The 18,561-nt window shown below is 53.6% G+C and carries 17 protein-coding genes; all 17 read left to right on the plus strand.

Features of this window, described 5'->3' with window-relative positions; translation table 11 throughout:
- Positions 1-108 precede the first annotated feature (108 nt).
- The 17 genes from GT003_RS07460 to GT003_RS07540 all read left to right on the plus strand — a co-directional run bounded on the left by GT003_RS07460 (position 109) and on the right by GT003_RS07540 (position 18,554).
- On the plus strand, positions 109-1,035 hold the full coding sequence (locus tag GT003_RS07460; protein ID WP_161696012.1) for a helix-turn-helix domain-containing protein: 927 nt from the start codon (positions 109-111) through the stop codon (positions 1,033-1,035).
- 96 nt (positions 1,036-1,131) lie between these two features.
- On the plus strand, positions 1,132-1,869 hold the full coding sequence (locus GT003_RS07465; protein WP_161696014.1) for a phytanoyl-CoA dioxygenase family protein: 738 nt from the start codon (positions 1,132-1,134) through the stop codon (positions 1,867-1,869).
- Between the two features lie 136 nt (positions 1,870-2,005).
- The gene (locus GT003_RS07470; protein WP_239565849.1) at positions 2,006-2,944 is read left to right on the plus strand and encodes a carbohydrate ABC transporter permease; all 939 of its coding nucleotides are present in this window, start codon (positions 2,006-2,008) and stop codon (positions 2,942-2,944) included.
- Positions 2,941-3,777 carry a carbohydrate ABC transporter permease gene (locus GT003_RS07475; protein ID WP_161696016.1) on the plus strand — a complete coding sequence of 279 codons (837 nt, stop codon included), beginning with the start codon at positions 2,941-2,943 and terminating at the stop codon, positions 3,775-3,777. Before GT003_RS07470 ends, GT003_RS07475 begins: the two co-directional genes overlap by 4 nt.
- A 17-nt stretch (positions 3,778-3,794) precedes the next feature.
- Positions 3,795-4,199 carry a D-ribose pyranase gene (gene rbsD / locus GT003_RS07480; protein ID WP_161696018.1) on the plus strand — a complete coding sequence of 135 codons (405 nt, stop codon included), beginning with the start codon at positions 3,795-3,797 and terminating at the stop codon, positions 4,197-4,199.
- A 25-nt stretch (positions 4,200-4,224) separates the two neighbouring features.
- Positions 4,225-5,175, plus strand: a complete 951-nt coding sequence (locus GT003_RS07485) for an MDR/zinc-dependent alcohol dehydrogenase-like family protein (protein ID WP_161696020.1) — start codon at positions 4,225-4,227, stop codon at positions 5,173-5,175.
- A gap of 22 nt (positions 5,176-5,197) precedes the next feature.
- Positions 5,198-6,304 (plus strand): Gfo/Idh/MocA family protein, encoded by a 1,107-nt coding sequence (locus GT003_RS07490; protein WP_161696022.1) that lies wholly within the window; start codon positions 5,198-5,200, stop codon positions 6,302-6,304.
- A gap of 13 nt (positions 6,305-6,317) precedes the next feature.
- The gene (locus GT003_RS07495; RefSeq protein ID WP_161696024.1) at positions 6,318-8,420 is read left to right on the plus strand and encodes an alpha-amylase family protein; all 2,103 of its coding nucleotides are present in this window, start codon (positions 6,318-6,320) and stop codon (positions 8,418-8,420) included.
- A gap of 36 nt (positions 8,421-8,456) precedes the next feature.
- Positions 8,457-9,608 carry an N-methyl-L-tryptophan oxidase gene (gene solA / locus GT003_RS07500; RefSeq protein WP_338045931.1) on the plus strand — a complete coding sequence of 384 codons (1,152 nt, stop codon included), beginning with the start codon at positions 8,457-8,459 and terminating at the stop codon, positions 9,606-9,608.
- 34 nt (positions 9,609-9,642) lie between these two features.
- Entirely contained in the window at positions 9,643-11,805 is a 2,163-nt protein-coding gene (locus tag GT003_RS07505; protein ID WP_161696026.1) for a hypothetical protein, read from the plus strand.
- Between the two features lie 3 nt (positions 11,806-11,808).
- Positions 11,809-12,684 carry a sugar phosphate isomerase/epimerase family protein gene (locus GT003_RS07510; RefSeq protein WP_161696028.1) on the plus strand — a complete coding sequence of 292 codons (876 nt, stop codon included), beginning with the start codon at positions 11,809-11,811 and terminating at the stop codon, positions 12,682-12,684.
- Positions 12,677-13,222: a D-lyxose/D-mannose family sugar isomerase gene (locus GT003_RS07515; protein ID WP_161696030.1), complete on the plus strand. Its 546-nt coding sequence runs from the start codon at positions 12,677-12,679 to the stop codon at positions 13,220-13,222. Before GT003_RS07510 ends, GT003_RS07515 begins: the two co-directional genes overlap by 8 nt.
- A gap of 40 nt (positions 13,223-13,262) precedes the next feature.
- Entirely contained in the window at positions 13,263-14,282 is a 1,020-nt protein-coding gene (locus GT003_RS07520; protein ID WP_161696032.1) for a LacI family DNA-binding transcriptional regulator, read from the plus strand.
- Between the two features lie 86 nt (positions 14,283-14,368).
- Positions 14,369-15,430 carry a Gfo/Idh/MocA family protein gene (locus tag GT003_RS07525; protein ID WP_161696035.1) on the plus strand — a complete coding sequence of 354 codons (1,062 nt, stop codon included), beginning with the start codon at positions 14,369-14,371 and terminating at the stop codon, positions 15,428-15,430.
- Complete coding sequence (locus tag GT003_RS07530) at positions 15,430-16,374, plus strand: ROK family protein (RefSeq protein WP_161696037.1); 945 nt, start codon at positions 15,430-15,432, stop codon at positions 16,372-16,374. The genes GT003_RS07525 and GT003_RS07530 overlap by 1 nt, the downstream gene beginning before the upstream one ends.
- Positions 16,364-17,572, plus strand: coding sequence for an N-acetylglucosamine-6-phosphate deacetylase (gene nagA / locus GT003_RS07535; RefSeq protein WP_239565862.1), 1,209 nt, complete (start codon positions 16,364-16,366; stop codon positions 17,570-17,572). Before GT003_RS07530 ends, nagA begins: the two co-directional genes overlap by 11 nt.
- A 4-nt stretch (positions 17,573-17,576) precedes the next feature.
- Entirely contained in the window at positions 17,577-18,554 is a 978-nt protein-coding gene (locus tag GT003_RS07540; protein WP_161696041.1) for a Gfo/Idh/MocA family protein, read from the plus strand.
- The last annotated feature ends 7 nt before the right edge of the window (positions 18,555-18,561 follow it).

Raw genomic sequence — 18,561 nt, forward strand, 5'->3', positions numbered from 1 at the left:
TTGCAGCTTAAGTTAGACCATATGTATGTCATAACGTTTCGACCCTATGCGCAGGCTTTGCATGCGCATAGGGTTTGTTTCCTTACAAGAACTAAGGATGTGATCGTATTGGAAAAGCTGCTGGAGAAGAACCTACTGGATCCGGAAACGGAAATTCATTACGCCTATCACAAATCGATCAAGTCGATCACCGATATGCACGACCATGATTTCTACGAAATCTTTCTTATCACGAAGGGTACTGTCATGCATCTCATCAATGGGAAGAAGGAGCGTCTTGAAGCAGGCACGCTTTGCTTCGTCAGGCCATCTGACAAACATTGTTATGCGGGTGATGGCAACCGTTCGGTAGAAATGCTCAACCTTGCATTTTCTTCTCGTATGGTAATTGCAATGTTCGCTTTTTTGGACGGCGGCATTGAAATGGATCGTCTTCTGAATGGTCCGATGCCGATGGTTAAACAAATTGGGACGTATCAAACCGAAATTATTCGCGACAAAATCCATGAGATTACGGTTCTTCCAGGCATGCATAAGAAACAGATTCGTTCTGAAATTCGCGTGCTTGTTGCAGATATAATGATGAGCTGCTTCTCAGATCGCCCAGACGCTCTAGCAGCAGTCGCTGTGCCGGATTGGCTGGTCGATCTCGCGAATGAAATGCGGATTAAAGAAAACTTTGCCGAGGGACTGCAGCGGCTGTACGAGCTGTCGGGCAAAAGTCCTGAGCATCTGACTCGTGTCATCAAGAAGTGCTTCGGCAAGACGCCGACGGAATGGATTAACGAAATCAGGTTGCAGTATGCAGCAAACTTGCTTATGCAGACCGACGATGCGATCGTTGCCATCTGTATGGAAGCAGGGTATGAGAATCTCAGTCATTTCTACCATCTGTTTAAGGAACGTTACGATTGCACACCGGCGAAATTCCGCAAAGGAAATCGCAAGGTGGCGATCCCGGCATCCGGTCAAATGGCGCAAAGCTTTTATGAAATGCCGGAATATCAAAATAGAACAAAATCGCGTTCCGTCTAAGACAAGATTGAGATGAAGGCGCCCCCTATAATGAAGATATCGAAGTAAAAACGATTTTACATTTCATTTTCATTCATCGAGGGGAGAGAGCAATTAATGACTTCTAAAATAACCGCAGAAGAAGTTGCATTCTATCGGGAGCATGGCTATTACCTGTACAAGAAACCGGTTTTCTCCGCAGAGCAAATGGCAAAGCTTACGTCTATCTTCGAAGAACAGCTGGCGGAGAAGGGCGATAAGCTCTCGGATGAACTGGATACGCCGCACTTCCGCGACCCGCGCTTGCTGGAGTTTTTGCTGTCAGATGAAGTGCTTGATCTGGTTGAGCCGATTATCGGTCCGGACATTATTCTTTGGTCCAGCCATTTTATTTGTAAAGATCCATACAAGGGCCGCCAGACGCCTTGGCACGAAGATTCCGCCTACTGGAATGGACGCTTCGATAAGTACGACAACATCGTCACGATCTGGCTCGCCATTGACCGCAGCAATAAAGAGAACGGCTGTATGCGGGTCATACCTGGCACCCATCACAACGGCTTCTCCGAATACGAAGATGTCGATATGGCGATCAACACGTTCCATGCCACGATCAAAAACATCGATGAGTCGCAAGCGGTCTATTTCGAGCTTGAGCCAGGTGAATGCTCGCTGCATGATTCCCGAATTATCCATGGCGCGACAGCAAATACAAGCCCATATCGCCGCTGCGGGTATACGATGAGATTTTTGTCTGCAGATACGAAGGTCGTTCCGGAGAAGAATGAAAATTGGCAAATCTTCTTGGCACGTGGCCAGGACCGTGCCGGAAATCAGTATGTGAACGTGAAGTAAATGAACCAAGTAATGGATGAACGTTAGGCCAAGAAGAAGTGCATCGGAAGAAGCATAAACTGCTCTTCCCTTGGCGATTTCGCACGTCCAGTTGCGTAAACGTTTTGACAAATTTGACGGTAAATGGGGGGCTATTATGGCAAATGCACGCATGAGCAAGGCCGATCGAAGGGAAGAGAGATTTGGGTTTTTGTTCATCTCTCCCTGGCTAATCGGTTTCATTGTATTCGCAGTTTTTCCGATTATCGCATCGCTTCTCATTAGTTTTATGAAATGGGACATTTACCGATCACCCTCATGGGTCGGCTTTGATAACTTCAAACATCTGTTCCATGACAAGCTATTTTACAAATCGATGCGCGTTACGCTCGTATACAGTGCTTTTGCAATTCCGCTTGGCCTGATCTTCGGACTTGCCTTGTCGCTGCTGCTCAACCTGAACATTCGGGGCATCAATACGTACCGGACCTTGTTTTACTTGCCATCCGTCATCTCGGGCGTAGCCATTGCCATGGTGTGGAAATGGATCTTCAACAGTGACTACGGCTTGCTGAACTACATGCTTTCGCTAATCGGCATTCACGGACCGAAGTGGCTGGAGGATCCAAACTGGATTCTGACAACTTATATCATCATGAGCCTTTGGGGTATTGGCGGAAGCGCGATCATCTTCTTGGGCGGTCTGCAAAATATTCCAGGGCATCTGTACGAAGCAGCTAAAATAGACGGAGCAAAGCTGCTTCAGCGTTTCACTAAAATCACACTTCCGCTCCTTACGCCGACACTGTTCTTCCAGCTCCTCATGGGCATTATCGGCTCGTTCCAAGTGTTCACGTCAGCGTTTATGATGAATGGCCGATCCGGCAGTGCGGGAGGTCCTGAGAATGAAGGATTGTTTTATATGGTTTACTTGTACCAGAAAGCGTTCAAGTCATTCGACATGGGCTATGCATCCGCCATGGCTTGGGTTGGCGGACTGATCTCATTCGTCCTGGCAATCATCGTCTACAAGTCGCAAAGCAAATGGGTGTTCTATGATGCCGACGACAACAACGGGAAGGGGAAAACGGCATGACCTACCGCATCCGCAAATTCGCCGGATCGAGCATATCTCATCTTGTTCTGGCTGCGCTGTCGCTTGCTTGTCTGATTCCTTTTATCTGGATGATTTCCACTTCATTGAAGACGAAGGCCGGCATGTGGGAATTTCCGCCCCGGTGGATTCCATCGCCACCGCTCTGGCACAACTATTACGACGCATTCAAGCTTGCGCCATTCGGCACCTACATTACGAATACGCTTACACTTGAAGTGCTGACCATCGCGGGTCAAGTCATATCTTGTACGCTCATCGCATACGGTTTCTCCAGATTCCGATTTCGCGGACGCGACGCCCTGTTCTTTCTCATGCTAGCGACCATGCTCATTCCCGAGCAAGTCATGATGATCCCGACGTTCTTGTTCTACAGCAAGCTCGGGTGGGTCGATACGTATCTGCCGCTCGTCGTTCCGGCGTTCTTCGGCAATGCGTTCTATGTCTTCCTCATGAGACAGTTCCTGCTGACGATTCCGAAGGATCTTGACGAAGCTGCCAAAATCGACGGTGCGAACGAGTTTCAAATTTTGTGGAAGGTACTCGTTCCGATTCTTCGGCCGTCGCTGACGATCATCGTTGTGTATACGTTTACTGGTGTCTATAACGACTTCTTGTCGCCGCTCATTTACCTCAATTCGCCGGAGAAGTTTACGCTTGCCATCGGACTTGCGAACTTCGTTTCATCCCGGTCAACAGAGTGGAACTTGCTCATGGCTGCATCGACGGTCATTCTTCTTCCGCTGCTTCTCATCTACTATATGGCGCAGAAGAATTTGATTGGCGGTATCGCGAGCCTTGGCATCAAAGGTTAACGAGGGGGAACAGACGCTTGAAAAAGACGGCTTTGCTGCATCCGGAGCTATCTCAGTTAATTGCATCACTTGGCCATACGGACAAAATCGTAATCGCGGATTGTGGTTTGCCCATCCCCCGCCATGTTAGACGAATTGATTTGGCACTCGTACAAGGCATTCCGAGTTTTGTCGATACACTGCAAGCGGTACTGAGCGAGCTTGTCGTTGAAGCTGCCGTAATTGCGGAAGAATGGCTGAGCAAGTCTGACGGGGTACAGGAGCGGGCGTTCGCCATGCTAGACGGTCTTCCAATTACGAAGCTTCCGCATGAAGAATTCAAACGATTCATTTCGGAAGAAGCTGCTGCCGTCATTCGTACAGGCGAGAATACGCCGTATGCGAACATGATCTTGCAAGCGGGCGTCGCTTTCGAAATATAAGCTGCATTAAAGGAGTGAATAGGCAATGAAAGCAGCCGCAATATTCGGCCCTGGCGACGTCCGTGTGATGGACATTGAGAAGCCGGTGCCTGGTCCCGGGGAATTGCTAGTTGAAGTGAAAGCATGCGGGCTTTGTTCCTCGGAGCTTGGCATGTGGGTCGATTCGAATTTCAAGACGGATGAACCGATCTTCTTCGGCCATGAAGTGAGTGGAAACGTTGTCGCAGCCGGCGAAGGAGTAAGCAAGTTCGCAACTGGCGACCGCGTGACCATCTTCACTGATCGAGGAGGCTATGCAGAGTTCGTCACTGTCCCGGAGGATTGGGCGATTAAACTCGCTGATCATGTTCCGTACGACTGGGCGCTCGGTGAGCCAATCGGATGTGCGATGAATGGAGCTTCAAGGTCCGGCATCGAGGTAGGCGACTCGGTCGTGCTGATCGGCATCGGCTTCATGGGCGGACTAATCCTGCAAGGCGCGCGCTTGAAAGGCGCGTCGCGTATCATCGCCGTCGATACGCGTCCGGAATCATTCGAGCTGGCTAAGAAGCTTGGCGCGGATTATGTGATCGACGCAAGAGAGGGAGATGCCATGCAGCGCATCCTTGAGCTGACCGGCGGAGAAGGAGCCGACGTCGTCATCGAAGCGACCGGTAAGCAGGGTGCGCTCGATATGGCGACCGAAGCGGTACGAATCCGCGGACGGCTTGTCATCTTCGGCTACCACCAGGGAGGCAAACGCACCATTGACGTGCAGGCTTGGAACTGGAAGGGACTCGACGTAATCAACGCGCATGAGAGAGATCCTCAGGCATATCTAAAGGGCATTAGAACCGGCATGAAGCTGCTCGAAGCTGGCCAGTTGGACATCGCACCGCTGCTTTCTCACTATTTTGAACTCAAAGATATTAACCGCGCTTTTCAGCTTGCTAAGAGTAAACCGGACGGTTTCTTGAAAGCCGTCATCACATTTTAACGTCAAAGGGGATCTATAAGCGATGAGAAGATTAAAAGTTGGTTTGGTTGGACTTGGCGAGGTTGCTCAAATTACGCATTTGCCTATTCTAGAAAATCTATCGGATCGTTATGAAATTGCGGCGTTGTGCGATATTTCTCCAGCCCTGCTTCAAGTGCTGGGCGAGAAATACCGCGTGACGAACCTGTATACAGACTACAAGGCGATGGCAGCTCAAGAAGATCTCGATGCAGTGTTCGTCCTCAACAGCGATGAATACCATGCAGACTCGGCGATTCATGCGCTCAAGCACAATAAGCATGTATTGATCGAGAAGCCAATGACGCTCAATCATGCCGATGCCGATGCAATGATCAAGGCGCGCGATGAAGCTGGCGTGCAGGTGATGGTCGGTTACATGCGCCGTTTCGCACCTGCATTCACAGAGGCGCTGGAAGAGATCAAGACGCTCGGCCCGATTCAATACGCGAAGGTTCGCGACATCATCGGACCTAACCGCAAAATCATCGATCAATCGAGCACGGTGTTTCGATTCACGGATATTCCGAAAGAGCTGATGGATGATCGCTTTGCGCGCCGCTCGGCAATGATTAAAGAAGCGATTGGCGAAGTGCCCCAGGATATCTACAACGCGTACGGACTTCTCGCCGGCTTAAACAGCCATGACTTGTCCGCCATGCGCGAGCTGCTTGGGATGCCGAAGCGTGTTGTTTCGGCGGCACAATGGAACGGCGGCGGATACATAACTGCCATTCTTGAATTTGACGGCTATTATGCGACATTCGAGACGGGCGTAGACGAACAGTGCCGCTTCGATGCTTCCATCGAGGTGATGGGCAAGTATAAGCAGCTGAACGTCAAATACGATACGCCTTATATTCGCCACCTGCCGACGACGCTGGAAGTGAAGGAGACGGTCGGCGAGCAGTACAACGAGTACGTGAAGCGTCCGACATTGAAGGATCCTTACACGGTTGAGCTTGAAGCCTTCTACGAAGTCGTTACGAAGAACATTGCTCCGAAGACGACGATTGAGGACTATAAGCAGGATCTGGACATTTTCAAAATGATTACGGATGCGCTGCTCGCGAACGAGCCAGAAGCGATTGATGTAAAGCTTGAAGTTTAAGGAGGGTTTCAGCATGGCCGACACGAAAAAATTGCCGCTTAAACAGTGGGCGTGCGGAGACGTCGTGTATACATTTGGCCAGGAGGATGGACGGCTTCACGCCGTCCAAGTCCGCGGCAAAAGTGTATGGCAGGGCGAATTGTCGCTCGATATCGGCGCTGACGGCACGTATGGGACGAGGCGTCTTGAATGGCACAGCTTTGAAGGTGCCAATACATGGGAGCTGCCTCGGATTGTGCCGGCGGATAGTGAAGGTGCAGAAACTCAGTGGCAATTCGTTGGCTGGGACGAACAGGATGAAGAGGTAGTAAATAGTGGCGTTACTATGGCTCCGGCGATTCTGGCTGCCCGATATCGCACTTCCGGACTATCATTGTCGGTTCGTTATAGTGCGACGGGAACGAATGCAGCAATCGGTGCGGTATTCGAGAATACTGGTGCCGCTACCATTCATGTGAACGGCGTTGCTTTTATGGCGAGCCAGCAGCTTGGGGCGGGCGGAACCGAATTTGATTTCCCAGGCAACGTACCTTACAAAGTGTTCGAAGCTTCAGCGCTAGACGACAGAATGCCTATCGAAACAGGGCTTGTTAATCCGGTTGTTAGGCTGAAGTCTGGCGATGAGCGGACGAACTTCATCTTCGTGGATGAAGAAGAGAAGTGGGGGACCGGCGTTTACCGTGATGGCGATAGGCTGCATCTGGTGAACCTTGCAGCGGTAGAGGCGAATCTGGCACCGGGCGAGAAGCTCGCATGCGGAACGCTATATATTCAGCCAATCGGAAGCGGCGACTCATTAGAACCGATACGCGAGTTGTACATCGGCAAAGGCTGGATACCGCCAACAGACGGTCATCGCGAAGGCGTGCTCTATTCCTGTCATCCGCATGGCACGATGGATTCGAACTTCCCGATTAACCGGGATATGGCTGCTTTTGCAGATGAGCTGCCGGCTCTTCGTGATATGGGTATCGATCATGTCTGGGTACTTCCGATTTTCGAGCATTTGGAACGCGGCGTCTATCATCCTACGGATCAGCGGATTGTGGACGAACGCTACGGCGGCGACGAGGCGGTCGAAACGTTTAGCCGCAAGCTGCACGAGCTCGGTATGACACTGCTCTTCGACTATGTTCCGCATGGTCCAGAGCTGGAGGATCCGCTAGGCATCGAATTCCGCAGATGGGCGTCCCTCCGCAGAAACGGTGAGCCGCAGATCGAATGGAACTGCTTGAGCTTCGATATGGCGAATCCCGAATACCTCGAGTATGCGAAGGAGCTCGTCAAGGAGCATGTCGAACGCTTCAATGTCGATGGCGCACGGATCGATTGCGCGATGGGCGGCTTAACGAATTGGCGTCCTTGCGGCACGAATCGTCCGAGCAACTCGAATCTCAAAGGCGGCATCGAGATCAGTAAAGCGATCCGCGATGGATTCCTCGAAGCAGGCAAGAAGCCGCTCTCGACGCCGGAGAATTTCAATCCGGTGCCGGCGTACGCGCCGTACACCGATGTGTTCTACGATATGGCGCTGTATCGAGTGTTCTTCGAGATGGAGGCGGAGGGCTTAGCTCCTGTCGACTTCGCGCGCGAGCTTACGCGCTGGCTGGAAGCCGAAATGCTGAGCAATGTTCCGGGCTACGTGAAGCTGCGCTTCTTAGGTAACCATGACACGGTATCGTGGGTGTGGAACAAGTCGCGTGCCACTGCGTGGTACGGCGAAGAGCGGGCGAGAGCGCTCTGGGTGCTGCTCAGCTGCATCGACGGGATGCCAATGCTCTATCAAGGTGACGAAGACCCTTCGATCTATATGAAAGAAGGACCGGATTTAAGAGGCTTCTTCCGAGAGCTGTTCCAAATGCGGGGGCAGTACCTCAATAACGATTTCACAACGGAATATGTATATACCGGCACGCCTGTCGTTACCTTCTGGCGGAAGAACGGAGCGGACACGCGGTTCATCGCGGTCAACCTATCGAACGAACCAGTAACGTTCGCTGCTCCGGCATCGCTGTCAGAAGCCGTGATCGTATACGGGAGTGCGGAGTCAAACTCGAATGCGGGTGGCGATACTGCAACAATCGGTGCCTATGGAAGTGCGGTATGGTCGATTTGAGAAAAAAAAGGCAAGCAGTAAAGGAGTGTTCTGACGATGGAACTGGAGCAATACGATGTGATCGTCGTTGGAGCAGGCGCCATGGGCATGTCCGCCGGGTACCACGCAGCTCGAGCAGGGCGAAGGACGCTCCTGATCGACGCGTATGATCCGCCGCATGCACAAGGTACGCATCATGGCGAAACACGGATAATCCGCCATGCTTACGGTGAGGGCAGGGCGTATACGCCGATGGCGCTCCGTGCGCAAGCGCTCTGGTATGAACTGGAGCGGGAAACCAGCCGCAAGCTGTTTCTGGAGACAGGTTTCTTGCAAGCCGGCGAGCCTGGTTCCCAAATGCTGACCGAGATGCAAGGCAGCGCCAAGGAGCATAGGCTTCCGGTCGAAGTACTGAACGGCTGTGAGATCAAGCGGCGGTGGCCCGGATTGGCACTTCCAGACTCGTTCGTCGGCTGTTACGAAGCGGGCAGCGGCGTGCTGCTCAGCGAAGCTTGCGTGCAAGCCTATCGGGATGCGGCTGTCGCGCGCGGTGCCACGATGCTGCCTAACACTCCGGTAATCGCGATTCATCCGAATAAAGAAGGTGCGGAGGTTGTGACTGCGTCAGGGAAGCTCTATCGGGCCAAGTCGCTTATCGTGACCGCAGGCAAGTTCGCCGGTCCGATGCTCGCGAAGCTTGGCTTGAGCCAGATGCCGCTGTCGCCGCTTCGCAAAACGGTGGAATGGTTCAAGCCGCTCACGGAGGATTATGCGCCGGACACATTCCCTGCCTTTCTGTTCGATCTCCCCGAAGGCATCTTCTTCGGTTTCCCGGATATCGGAGGCGAAGGCGTGAAGGCAGGACGGCATGACGGAACGATTCGGCCGATGCCGGCAGACGGCCTTCTGCTGCCTCACGGTACGTTCGAAGACGACGGCCAAGACTGCGCTGCATACATTGCGCGTTATATGCCAGGCATCAAACCGGAAATCATCAAAGGCAGCGCATGCACCTATACAATGACGCCGGATGAGCACTTCATACTTGACCGCCACCCGGATTATCCGCATATCGCGATTGGCGCCGGATTCTCCGGTCATGGCTTCAAATTCGCCAGCGCGAACGGCGAAATATTGGCGAAGCTGGCCGCGGGCGAAGACCCTGGTTTCGATCTTTCTTTATTCACACTGCGTCGCTTTAATCCCTAAACGCCGGAAAGCTGAAAGGAAGGCTGAAACGACTATGGAACGCGGCATTTACTTCGATGCATGGTACCGGGATGAACATTGCTTCCACCCGAGCTTGCCGATGCGCAGAACGCAAATGGTAGAAGATCTCAAAGATTACGAGGCGACGCTGCTCGTCTGGTCCGCTCTAGGCGGAGGCAGCCTGTCGCTCCCTTATTTGGAAGAAGAGGCGTACGGCGAAGTACCGCAGCGCCTTCGCGTATATGGCTATATGAACGACCAAGAGTTTATTCGCGAGTGCGACAAGCACGGCATCAAAGTGTTCGGCGTCGTGTTTGAAGTACAAGGCTGGGAGTTCCCGGCGGAAATCAGCGAAGACGGGACCCAACTGCTAAGCTTGAACATTCTCCGCGGTGAAGGCAACAAGACATGGTACGGGTTGCGCGAGTTCAGCCAGGACAAATATCCGAAGCTATTCAAAAAGACGTTCCGCGATTACTTCCCGGATGGTCTTACGAACAGTGCTGGCGAGCCGGTGACCGACCTGTGGGGAGAATGCGCAGCGCGCAAATGGGACGGCACTGCTGTTCATGCAGCTTGGGTCGAAGTGGTCGGTTATGAGCAAATCTGCTATCAGATGTGCCGCAACAATCCGGTATGGCGGGCATATTTGAAGAAGATTATCGAGATTCAAATCGATGCTGGCGTTCACGGCGTCCATCTGGACGAATGCGAGCTGCCGATTACGGCGATTAATTACGGCGGCTGCTTCTGCAAGGACTGCATGAAGCCGTTCAGTGCCTATCTGAAAGAACGCCAACAGCTTGGATTGCTGCCGGCCGAGTTTGCCGACATGGACTTCGACACGTTCCACTATGGCGAATACATCAAGGCGAACGGCATCGATTTCCCAGGACCGAATCGCGGGGCAATTCCGCTGTTCTCGGACTATTTCCAATTCCAGATGAAAATTATGACCGGTTACTTCAAAGAGCTGACCGACCATGTCCGCGCTTACGGCAAGTCCAAAGGACGCGACGTGCTGGTGTCGGGGAATTTCTTCCACGTTATGCACCAATACATGCCGCTGCAGCCTGAAGTGGACATTATCGCGACAGAGATGCGCAATACGCTGTACCGTCAAGCCTACTGGTACCGCTATGCGAACGGCTTCGCCGGCGGCAAGCCGATGACGGTCGTCGAGAACCCGTACGGCGGTATCGTACCGGAACTGCTTGAGAATTTGAAGAATGGCCGCATGGCAGAGCAATTCCAGCTCATGCTGCTCGAGGCGACGACGTTCGGCTGCAATTTGTCGATTCCATACGGCGGCTGGATGGGGAATACGATCCGCGACGCGTTCTATGCGCCGAAAGAGCCGACGATGGCGGTGCAGCAGTTCCTCAAGAAGAATGATCACTTGATCTCGAACATCTCCGGAGCTGAGATCGCAGTTAACTATAGCTATCCAAGCTACTGGCATCGGGAGAATGATGCCGTAGGCGATGACGGTGACCAAGCGACGATGCTGTCATCCGCGGTAAACAAGGACGTCATCATGCCGTTCTGGGATATTATTCGACAGATGAGCAAGCAGCATGTGCCGTATGATGTCATCATCTCGGATGATGGGGAGCTGTTCCAAGACGAATTTACGCTGGATCGCCTCTCCAAGTACAAATGCCTCGTGCTTCCGGATAATGACATCATGACCGCGAAGCAGCTTTCAACGGTGCTTGAGTATCTAGATGGCGACCGCAAAGTCGTCGTTTACGGACGACTCGCGAACAACGGCAGCGAAGAAGCACGCGCACTCGCTGCGCGCGTTCTTTCACATCCGGGTACGCAGATCTGCGAGGAGTCTGACAAGCTGTACGGCTTCATTACAGCCATTCGCGGCATGCTGCCGAACGCTAAGTTCCAGATCGAAGTCGACGGATCACCGGACATCGGAATTAACCCGCATGCCCTTGAGAACGGCGGCTTAGCGGTTCATCTTGTGAACTATGGCTTTGACCGCCAGCAGGATTGCGTTGTTCCCGTTACAGCCGCATTCCGAGTGAGGACACCGCGAGCAGTAACGGAAGTAACGGTCCACACGCTGAACGGTGAAGACCTTCAAGCCGAATGGCGTTACGATGCCGATTCGGATGGCTGCCTATCCGTACAAATCGCCAAGCTACCGCTATACGCGCTCGTAGAATGCAGGATGGTGTAGCCGATGAAATTGCTGCGGGTGAAATCATTGTGGGAGTACGTCTCTTTCGAAGGCTCACCGCTTGCGATCAGACTGGGCGAGGATAGAGGTGCACTCTTCGCGCGAATTGCGGAAGCCGGATACGGGGCGGTCGAAAGTCCGCTCCCCGTACCCGATCAAGACAATCTATTCAAAGAACTGCTGAGAACGAACGGGCTCAGCTTTATTGCCCAAACGCTTACAGATGGACCTGATCACGCGGCTTCGTTCCGAGCTCAGGCCGAGCGTGCAGCTTCATTTAACCCGATGTTTATCGTATCGCAAAGCTCAAAGGACAGTGACTCGCTCAGCGACCAGCTGCATTACTTCGAGCAGGCGCTGCAGACGGAAGATGCGATCGGTCTTGCTGTTGCGCATGAAACGCACCGCGGGCGGGCGCTTTATACGCCGTGGAACACAGCGGAGCTATTGAACAGGCTGGATTCACTAAAGCTTAACGCGGATTTCAGCCACTGGTGCTGCGTGACGGAGTCGCTTCTGGAGAGCCATGCGAGTGCAGTTCATCTAGCCTGCAGCAGATCGGTTCATATTCACGGACGAGTCGGACACGCCGAAGGCCCGCAGGTTGCGGATCCACGCGCACCGGAATACGCTCGTGAGCTGGCGGCACATGAGGCTTGGTGGAAACAAATCGTACGCGCAAGGCTCGCTGCGGGTGCGGATACGATTACGTTCACTCCGGAGTTCGGACCACCGGGTTATATGCCGACGCTACCTTTTACAAGGCAGCCGGTTGCTAACCTATGGGAAGTCAACTTATGGATGGCAGAGCGTTTCGAAACGCTTGCAATGAACTGGGCGGAGGAATTCGCGAGAGAAGGAGCGGTGGAGCATGAGTAAAGTGATTAGCAGCGCGGAAGCTCGGCAGTGGACGGTCGACAAGCTTGCCGAAATCGGCGTCGTGCTTACGGAAGACGAGAAACAACATGTCGAAGTGGCGGATATGGGGCTTGGCGAGCTGGCATTAAGCGGGCTTCAGCTCATTACCTATATCAACAACGAGCGGTACTGCGCGAAGGATCTGGTGCTGATGCCAGGCCAAACTTGTCCAGAGCATCTTCACCCTCCGCTCTCGGCGGAAAATCCCGGCAAGATGGAGACGTTCCGCTGCCGCTCTGGCGTTGTTTATTTATATGTGGAAGGGGAGGAAACGCCGCATCGCAAAGCGAATCCTCCAGTACGAAGCGAAGCCTTTTACACCGTCTTCCATGAGATTGAGCTTCATCCCGGGGAGCAGTACACGATTAAGCCAAACACGCTTCATTGGTTTCAAGCGGGGCAAGAGGGTGCGATCGTGTCGGAGTTCTCGAGTGCAAGCCATGATGAATCGGATATTTTCACCGACCCGCGCATTCAGCGCTTGCCGGTTGAAAGTTAGTAACCTTAAAGTCCACTCCCCGCGATGAAGGTGGGATACGATGAAAGCGACCATTAAGGAAGTAGCCAAAGAAGCGGGAGTGTCGATTTCGACGGTCTCACGCGTGCTCAATGGCAGAGACAGAGTAAGCCGCCATACGATTAATCGTGTGCGGGAAGTTATCGAACGTCTGCAATTTCAGCCGGACTTCGTCGCGCGCACTATGATTATGAAGAAGACGAGCACGATTGGTCTCGTCGTTCCCCAGCTATCCAATGAATATTGGGCTTTCATATCCGAAGTGATTCAAGATGAGCTTTGGGCGCATGGGTATACGACGCTTATTTGCTCGACGGATAATGAACCGGAGAAAGACAGCGCGTATTTGAAAATGTGCCTCGAGCGTCGAATGGATGGCGTCATCTACTGCTCCTCTCCGCACTACAGCTCGGAAACGAACGAACAGATCGACGCGCTGAAGGCAGCGGGCGTTCCTATTGTCTCGCTTGACCCGAGTATATTGGGCGTAAGCTGCGTTGTCGGTGATCATATGCAAGGCACGCTTACAGCGGTTGGGCATTTGATCCAGTGCGGCTATAGCCGTATCGCTTATATCGGAGGACCGGCGGTTTCGATCGAGCGCGAGTTTGGTTACCGCAAGGCGCTTATGATGTATGGCTATCAAGTGGATGAAAGACTGATTCGGCTAGTAAAGGGCCAGTCGTTTGCGGACGGCTACGAGGGGCTGCAATCGCTTCTATCGACAGGCATTTCGTTCGATGCACTGTTCTGCGGCAATGATCTGCTTGCTTTCGGTGCGATAAAGGCGATGGAAGAAGTGGGCATCCGTGTACCGGACGACGTTGGCGTTATTGGATTTGACGATATTTTCTCGGCGCGGCTGTTCAAGCCGGCACTGACGACCGTGAGACAACCGATTCAGGACATCGGCCAAGAGCTCGTTAATCTGCTGCTTCTGGCACTGGAGACAGAGCCGGAACGGCGTACGGTACGCAAAATCGTCATACCGACGGAGCTTATTATCCGGGAAAGCTCGGGCAGCGGACCCAAAAAAAGATAGCAAAAATACTGTCTTATTTGAATGCCGAATGCCGCCTCGCGAACAGCGTGTGCGGTATTCGTTTCATAAAAGGGGAGCGTGATCGGATGAAGACGATTAAAGTTGGAGTCGTAGGCATTGGGGCAATTGCGCATATCTTTCATCTGCCTAATTATAAGAACCATCCGCAAGTGGAACTTGCTGCAGTAGCCGACATTGATTTCGGACGCGCGCAGCAAGCGGCTGAGCAATGGGGAGCAGTGGCTTATGAATCTGCGGAAGCGATGTTTCGGGAAGCCGGACTTGATGCGGTGAGCATCTGTACGTTTAACAAAAGCCATGCGGAGCTCGCTATTGCGGCACTTGAGACGGGGCTCGATGTGCTCGTGGAGAAGCCGATGACGGCAACTGCCGAGGAGGCGGCGCGACTCGTCGAAACGGCAGAGCGGACGGGGCGCATACTGATGGTCGGCATGAGCAGCCGCTATCGCCATGATGTTCGCGCGCTGAAAGGCATTGCGGAGTCGGGCGAGCTTGGCGATATTTATTTTGCCAAAGCAAGAATCATTCGCCGTCGCGGCGTGCCGAAAGGCTGGTTTACATCGAAGGAGCTGTCTGGCGGCGGACCAATGATGGATATCGGCGTTCATGCGCTTGATGCGGCGTGGTGGCTAATGGGGATGCCGGATCCGGACAATGTACTCGGCAAGCTGTTCCACCGGATTGCACCGTACGAAACGAAGGTGAATGGCTTCTACGAGGCAGCATCGGTGGATAACAAAACCGAGGAAATCTATGACGTTGAAGATTTCGGTACGGCATATATTACGTTCGCGAATGGCGCGGCATTGACGGTCGAGGCGAGCTGGGCAGCCAACGGAGCGCAGGATGATGCGATGAAGATTGAGCTGTACGGCACGAAGGGGGGCGCAAGTCTGGATCCGCTGTTCCTCTTTAAGGAGTCGAATCTCGTACCCGTTGAAAGCAGTTTGAAAGTGGAAAGCAACGACTATTACAAAGAAGAAATTGATCATTTTATCCAGTGCGTCATTCACCGTGAACAGCCGGTTTCGGATGCTCGCCAAGGGCTGACGATTATGCGGATATTGGATGCGATTCGAGTTTCTTCCGAAACGAACGGTGCTGCGAAAGCAGCGAGCGTGGAGTAATGAGCCGCATCTATGCAGGCGTTGATGTCGGCGGGACAGGGACGGTAATCGGCCTGTTCGACGAACAGCGCCATTTACTTGTCAAAGTGCAGCTCGATACGCTCGGCAGCAATCGGGAACGGTTTGGAAATGCAGATGCGTATACAAGGATGGTTGCTCAGCATATACGGGATGCAGTAGCGAGACTGCCGGGAGATCCGGCGACGCTCGTCGCGGCAGGCTTCGGTATTCCGGGTCAAGTGAACCCGGAGGATGGCGTCGTATCGGATGCGACGAATCTAGGCTGGAGGCATGTTCCTTTTGCGTGGATGATGGGGGATCTTCTTCAGGTCCCCGTTCGGATCGACCACGATGTTCGCACGTTCGCGAAGGGCGAGCTTATGGCTGGTGCCGCTCAAGGGCGAAGTCACGCGATATGCCTGACAATCGGGACGGGCATCGCCGCTGCGATCGCGATAGATGGAAAACTCGTCCGCGGCGGCCATAACCTCGCTGGCGAGATCGGTCATGATGTCGTGACTGGCTTGACGCGCCAATGCCCTTGCGGGAAGATCGGCTGCCTCGAGACCGTCGTCTCAGGTCCAGGCATCTCGCGCCTTGCTGCTGCAGCCGGATTGACCAGCTGGCAGAACGAAGGGGGGATCCCAACGGCTGAGGATGTGGCCCGGCATTGCTCGGACCTTAACGAGCAAGCGCTCGGTATTTATCGTTACGCTGCTGAACTTTTGGCGGAAAAGCTGGAAACGGCTGTTGCGCTGCTGGATCCTGAAGTAATTGTCATCGGAGGCGGTGTCGCGAAGGCAGGGGAGCCGTTTCTCGGGCCAATTCGGGAACGACTGCATGATCGGTTTCCGTGGCTGAGAGGCAAGCTGTCTGTCATGCATGCAGAGCTAGGAGACGAGGCGGCATTGATTGGCGCTTTTCATCATGCATATGAAGCTTAGAAAAGGAGCTGCGAATGGCTTGGACTTGGCAACGACGGCTTATGTGAATGCGGAGTTATATACTGGCTATGAGCTGATTCGTGGCGGTGGATTTATAGCAGCAGGAGACGGAGCGATCGTGTCTGTCGGCAGCCCGAGTTTGATAGAGTCAGAATTGGCAAAAGCAGATCGAATCATAGATTTGGATGGCAAAATCGTTCTGCCCGGCTTCGTCGATGTCCACGTGCATGGCGGAGGCGGCTATGATCTGCTGCGAGGTGAGCCGGAGGACTATCGCGGTGCGGCGAGATTCCATGCCTCGCACGGTACGACTGCAATGCTTGCAACGACCGGCGGGGCGCCTGAGCGGACAACCCTTGGGATACTGCTCCATGCGCTGCAAGCTCAGACAGATAGGACATATGACGGTGCCGACTATATCGGCGTCCACTTGGAAGGCCCGTTTCTGAACCCGGTCCGTAAGGGCGCGTTCGACGAGTCGCTGCTCCATCCGCCGGATCAGGGCGAGATAGAGCGGTATATCGAGGCTTCCGGCGGTACGATTCGCCTCATTACGGTCGCTCCCGAGCTGGCTGGCGGCGAACCATTCGTAAAGTGGCTGACCGCTCAAGGCATCCGCGTTTCGATTGGGCATTCGAATGCTACCTATGAACAGGCGCTTCAGGCAATCGAGTGGGGCGCGTGTCATACAACCCATCATTTTAACGGGATGAGTCCCTTTCATCATCGCGATCCGGGCGTTGCAGGGGCGGGGATGACGCAGACGAGCTTGACGACGGAGCTGATTGCCGATGGCATTCATGTTCATCCGGCGGCAGTGCGATTCTTATTCGACCTGAAAGGCACATGGAATGTATGCGTCATTACGGACGCGGTTTTCCAAGCGGGCCTGCCTGACGGCGATTACGGAGAAACGGTCGTTTCTGAAGGCAAAATCTACATGAAAGGGACCGAGACGCTGGCAGGCAGCTCGGCTACGATGCTCCATTCGCTGCGCCGCGTGCTGGACTATACCGGGCGCACGCTCGGTAACGTGCTTCCGTCCTTTACCATCGTTCCGGCACGAGAAGCGGGAGCGGATAAGCGCAAAGGCTCGCTCTCTGCAGGGCTTGATGCGGACTTTCTCATTTTGGACGATCAACTGACTTTATTAGAGACGTATGTCCGAGGGCACCGCGTCTATAAGAAGGAGAAATGAACCTATGCTTAAGATCGGCATCATTGGCGCGGGCATGATGGGAGGAACGCATGCGTCCACATATGCGAATATCTACGGCGTGGAGCTTGTCGGCGTGGCTGATGAAAGAGTAGAAGCGGCTCAGAGGCTGGCTGCTGAGCATGAGGCTAGAAGCTATGGTTCTATTGAGGAGCTTATTCAGGTCGAGAATCCGGATATCATCGATATTTGCTTGCCTACTGATTTGCATAAGGCGCATGTCTTATATGCGGCTTCTTGCGGGAAGCATGTTTTCTGCGAGAAACCGATTGCGATGTCGGTCGAGGATGCGCTCGAAATGACTGAAGCTTGCAGCGCGGCCGGAGTTACGTTCATGATCGGTCATGCGCTGCGTTTCTCTCCGGACTATCAGATGGCGAAAGAAATTGTAGAAGAAGGGAAGCTTGGCACCATCGGCACGGTGCGGATGATTCGTGAAGGTGCTCCGCCTGGATGGTCGGCATGGTTTAAGGATAAGTCCCGATCCGGCGGCGTCATTGTCGATCTCGGCATTCATGAGCTGGATTGGCTCCGCTCTACATTCGGCGAGCCACTGCGGGTTTATGCCAAGATTGCGGAAGAGGGGCTCCCCGGCGAGCATGCCTTCGTCTCGATTCGGATGAAGAGCGGCGTCATCGCGCATCTGACGGCGAGCTGGGCGCTGCCGGACGGATTCCGTTCCTTCCTTGAGCTTGCGGGAACCGAAGGTCTAATGAAGCTGGATTCGGATGATCATAAGCCGATTGCCGTTACACGCAGGGGTGCAGGTGCAGAGCTGCCGTCGTCATCGTGGGAGAGTCCGCTGAACCGTTCTCCTTACGAGATTGAGCTTCGGCATTTTGTCGATTGTGTTCGCACGGGAACCGAGCCGCTCGTTACGGGTACAGATGCTGCGAAGTCACTCGAGCTGGCGCTTGCGGCCCTTCGATCCGCACAAACTGGCGAAGTTGTCACATTCGAATAGAGGAGGA

This window comes from Paenibacillus sacheonensis, from assembly GCF_009909195.1.
GTDB lineage: Bacteria > Bacillota > Bacilli > Paenibacillales > Paenibacillaceae > Paenibacillus_Z > Paenibacillus_Z sacheonensis.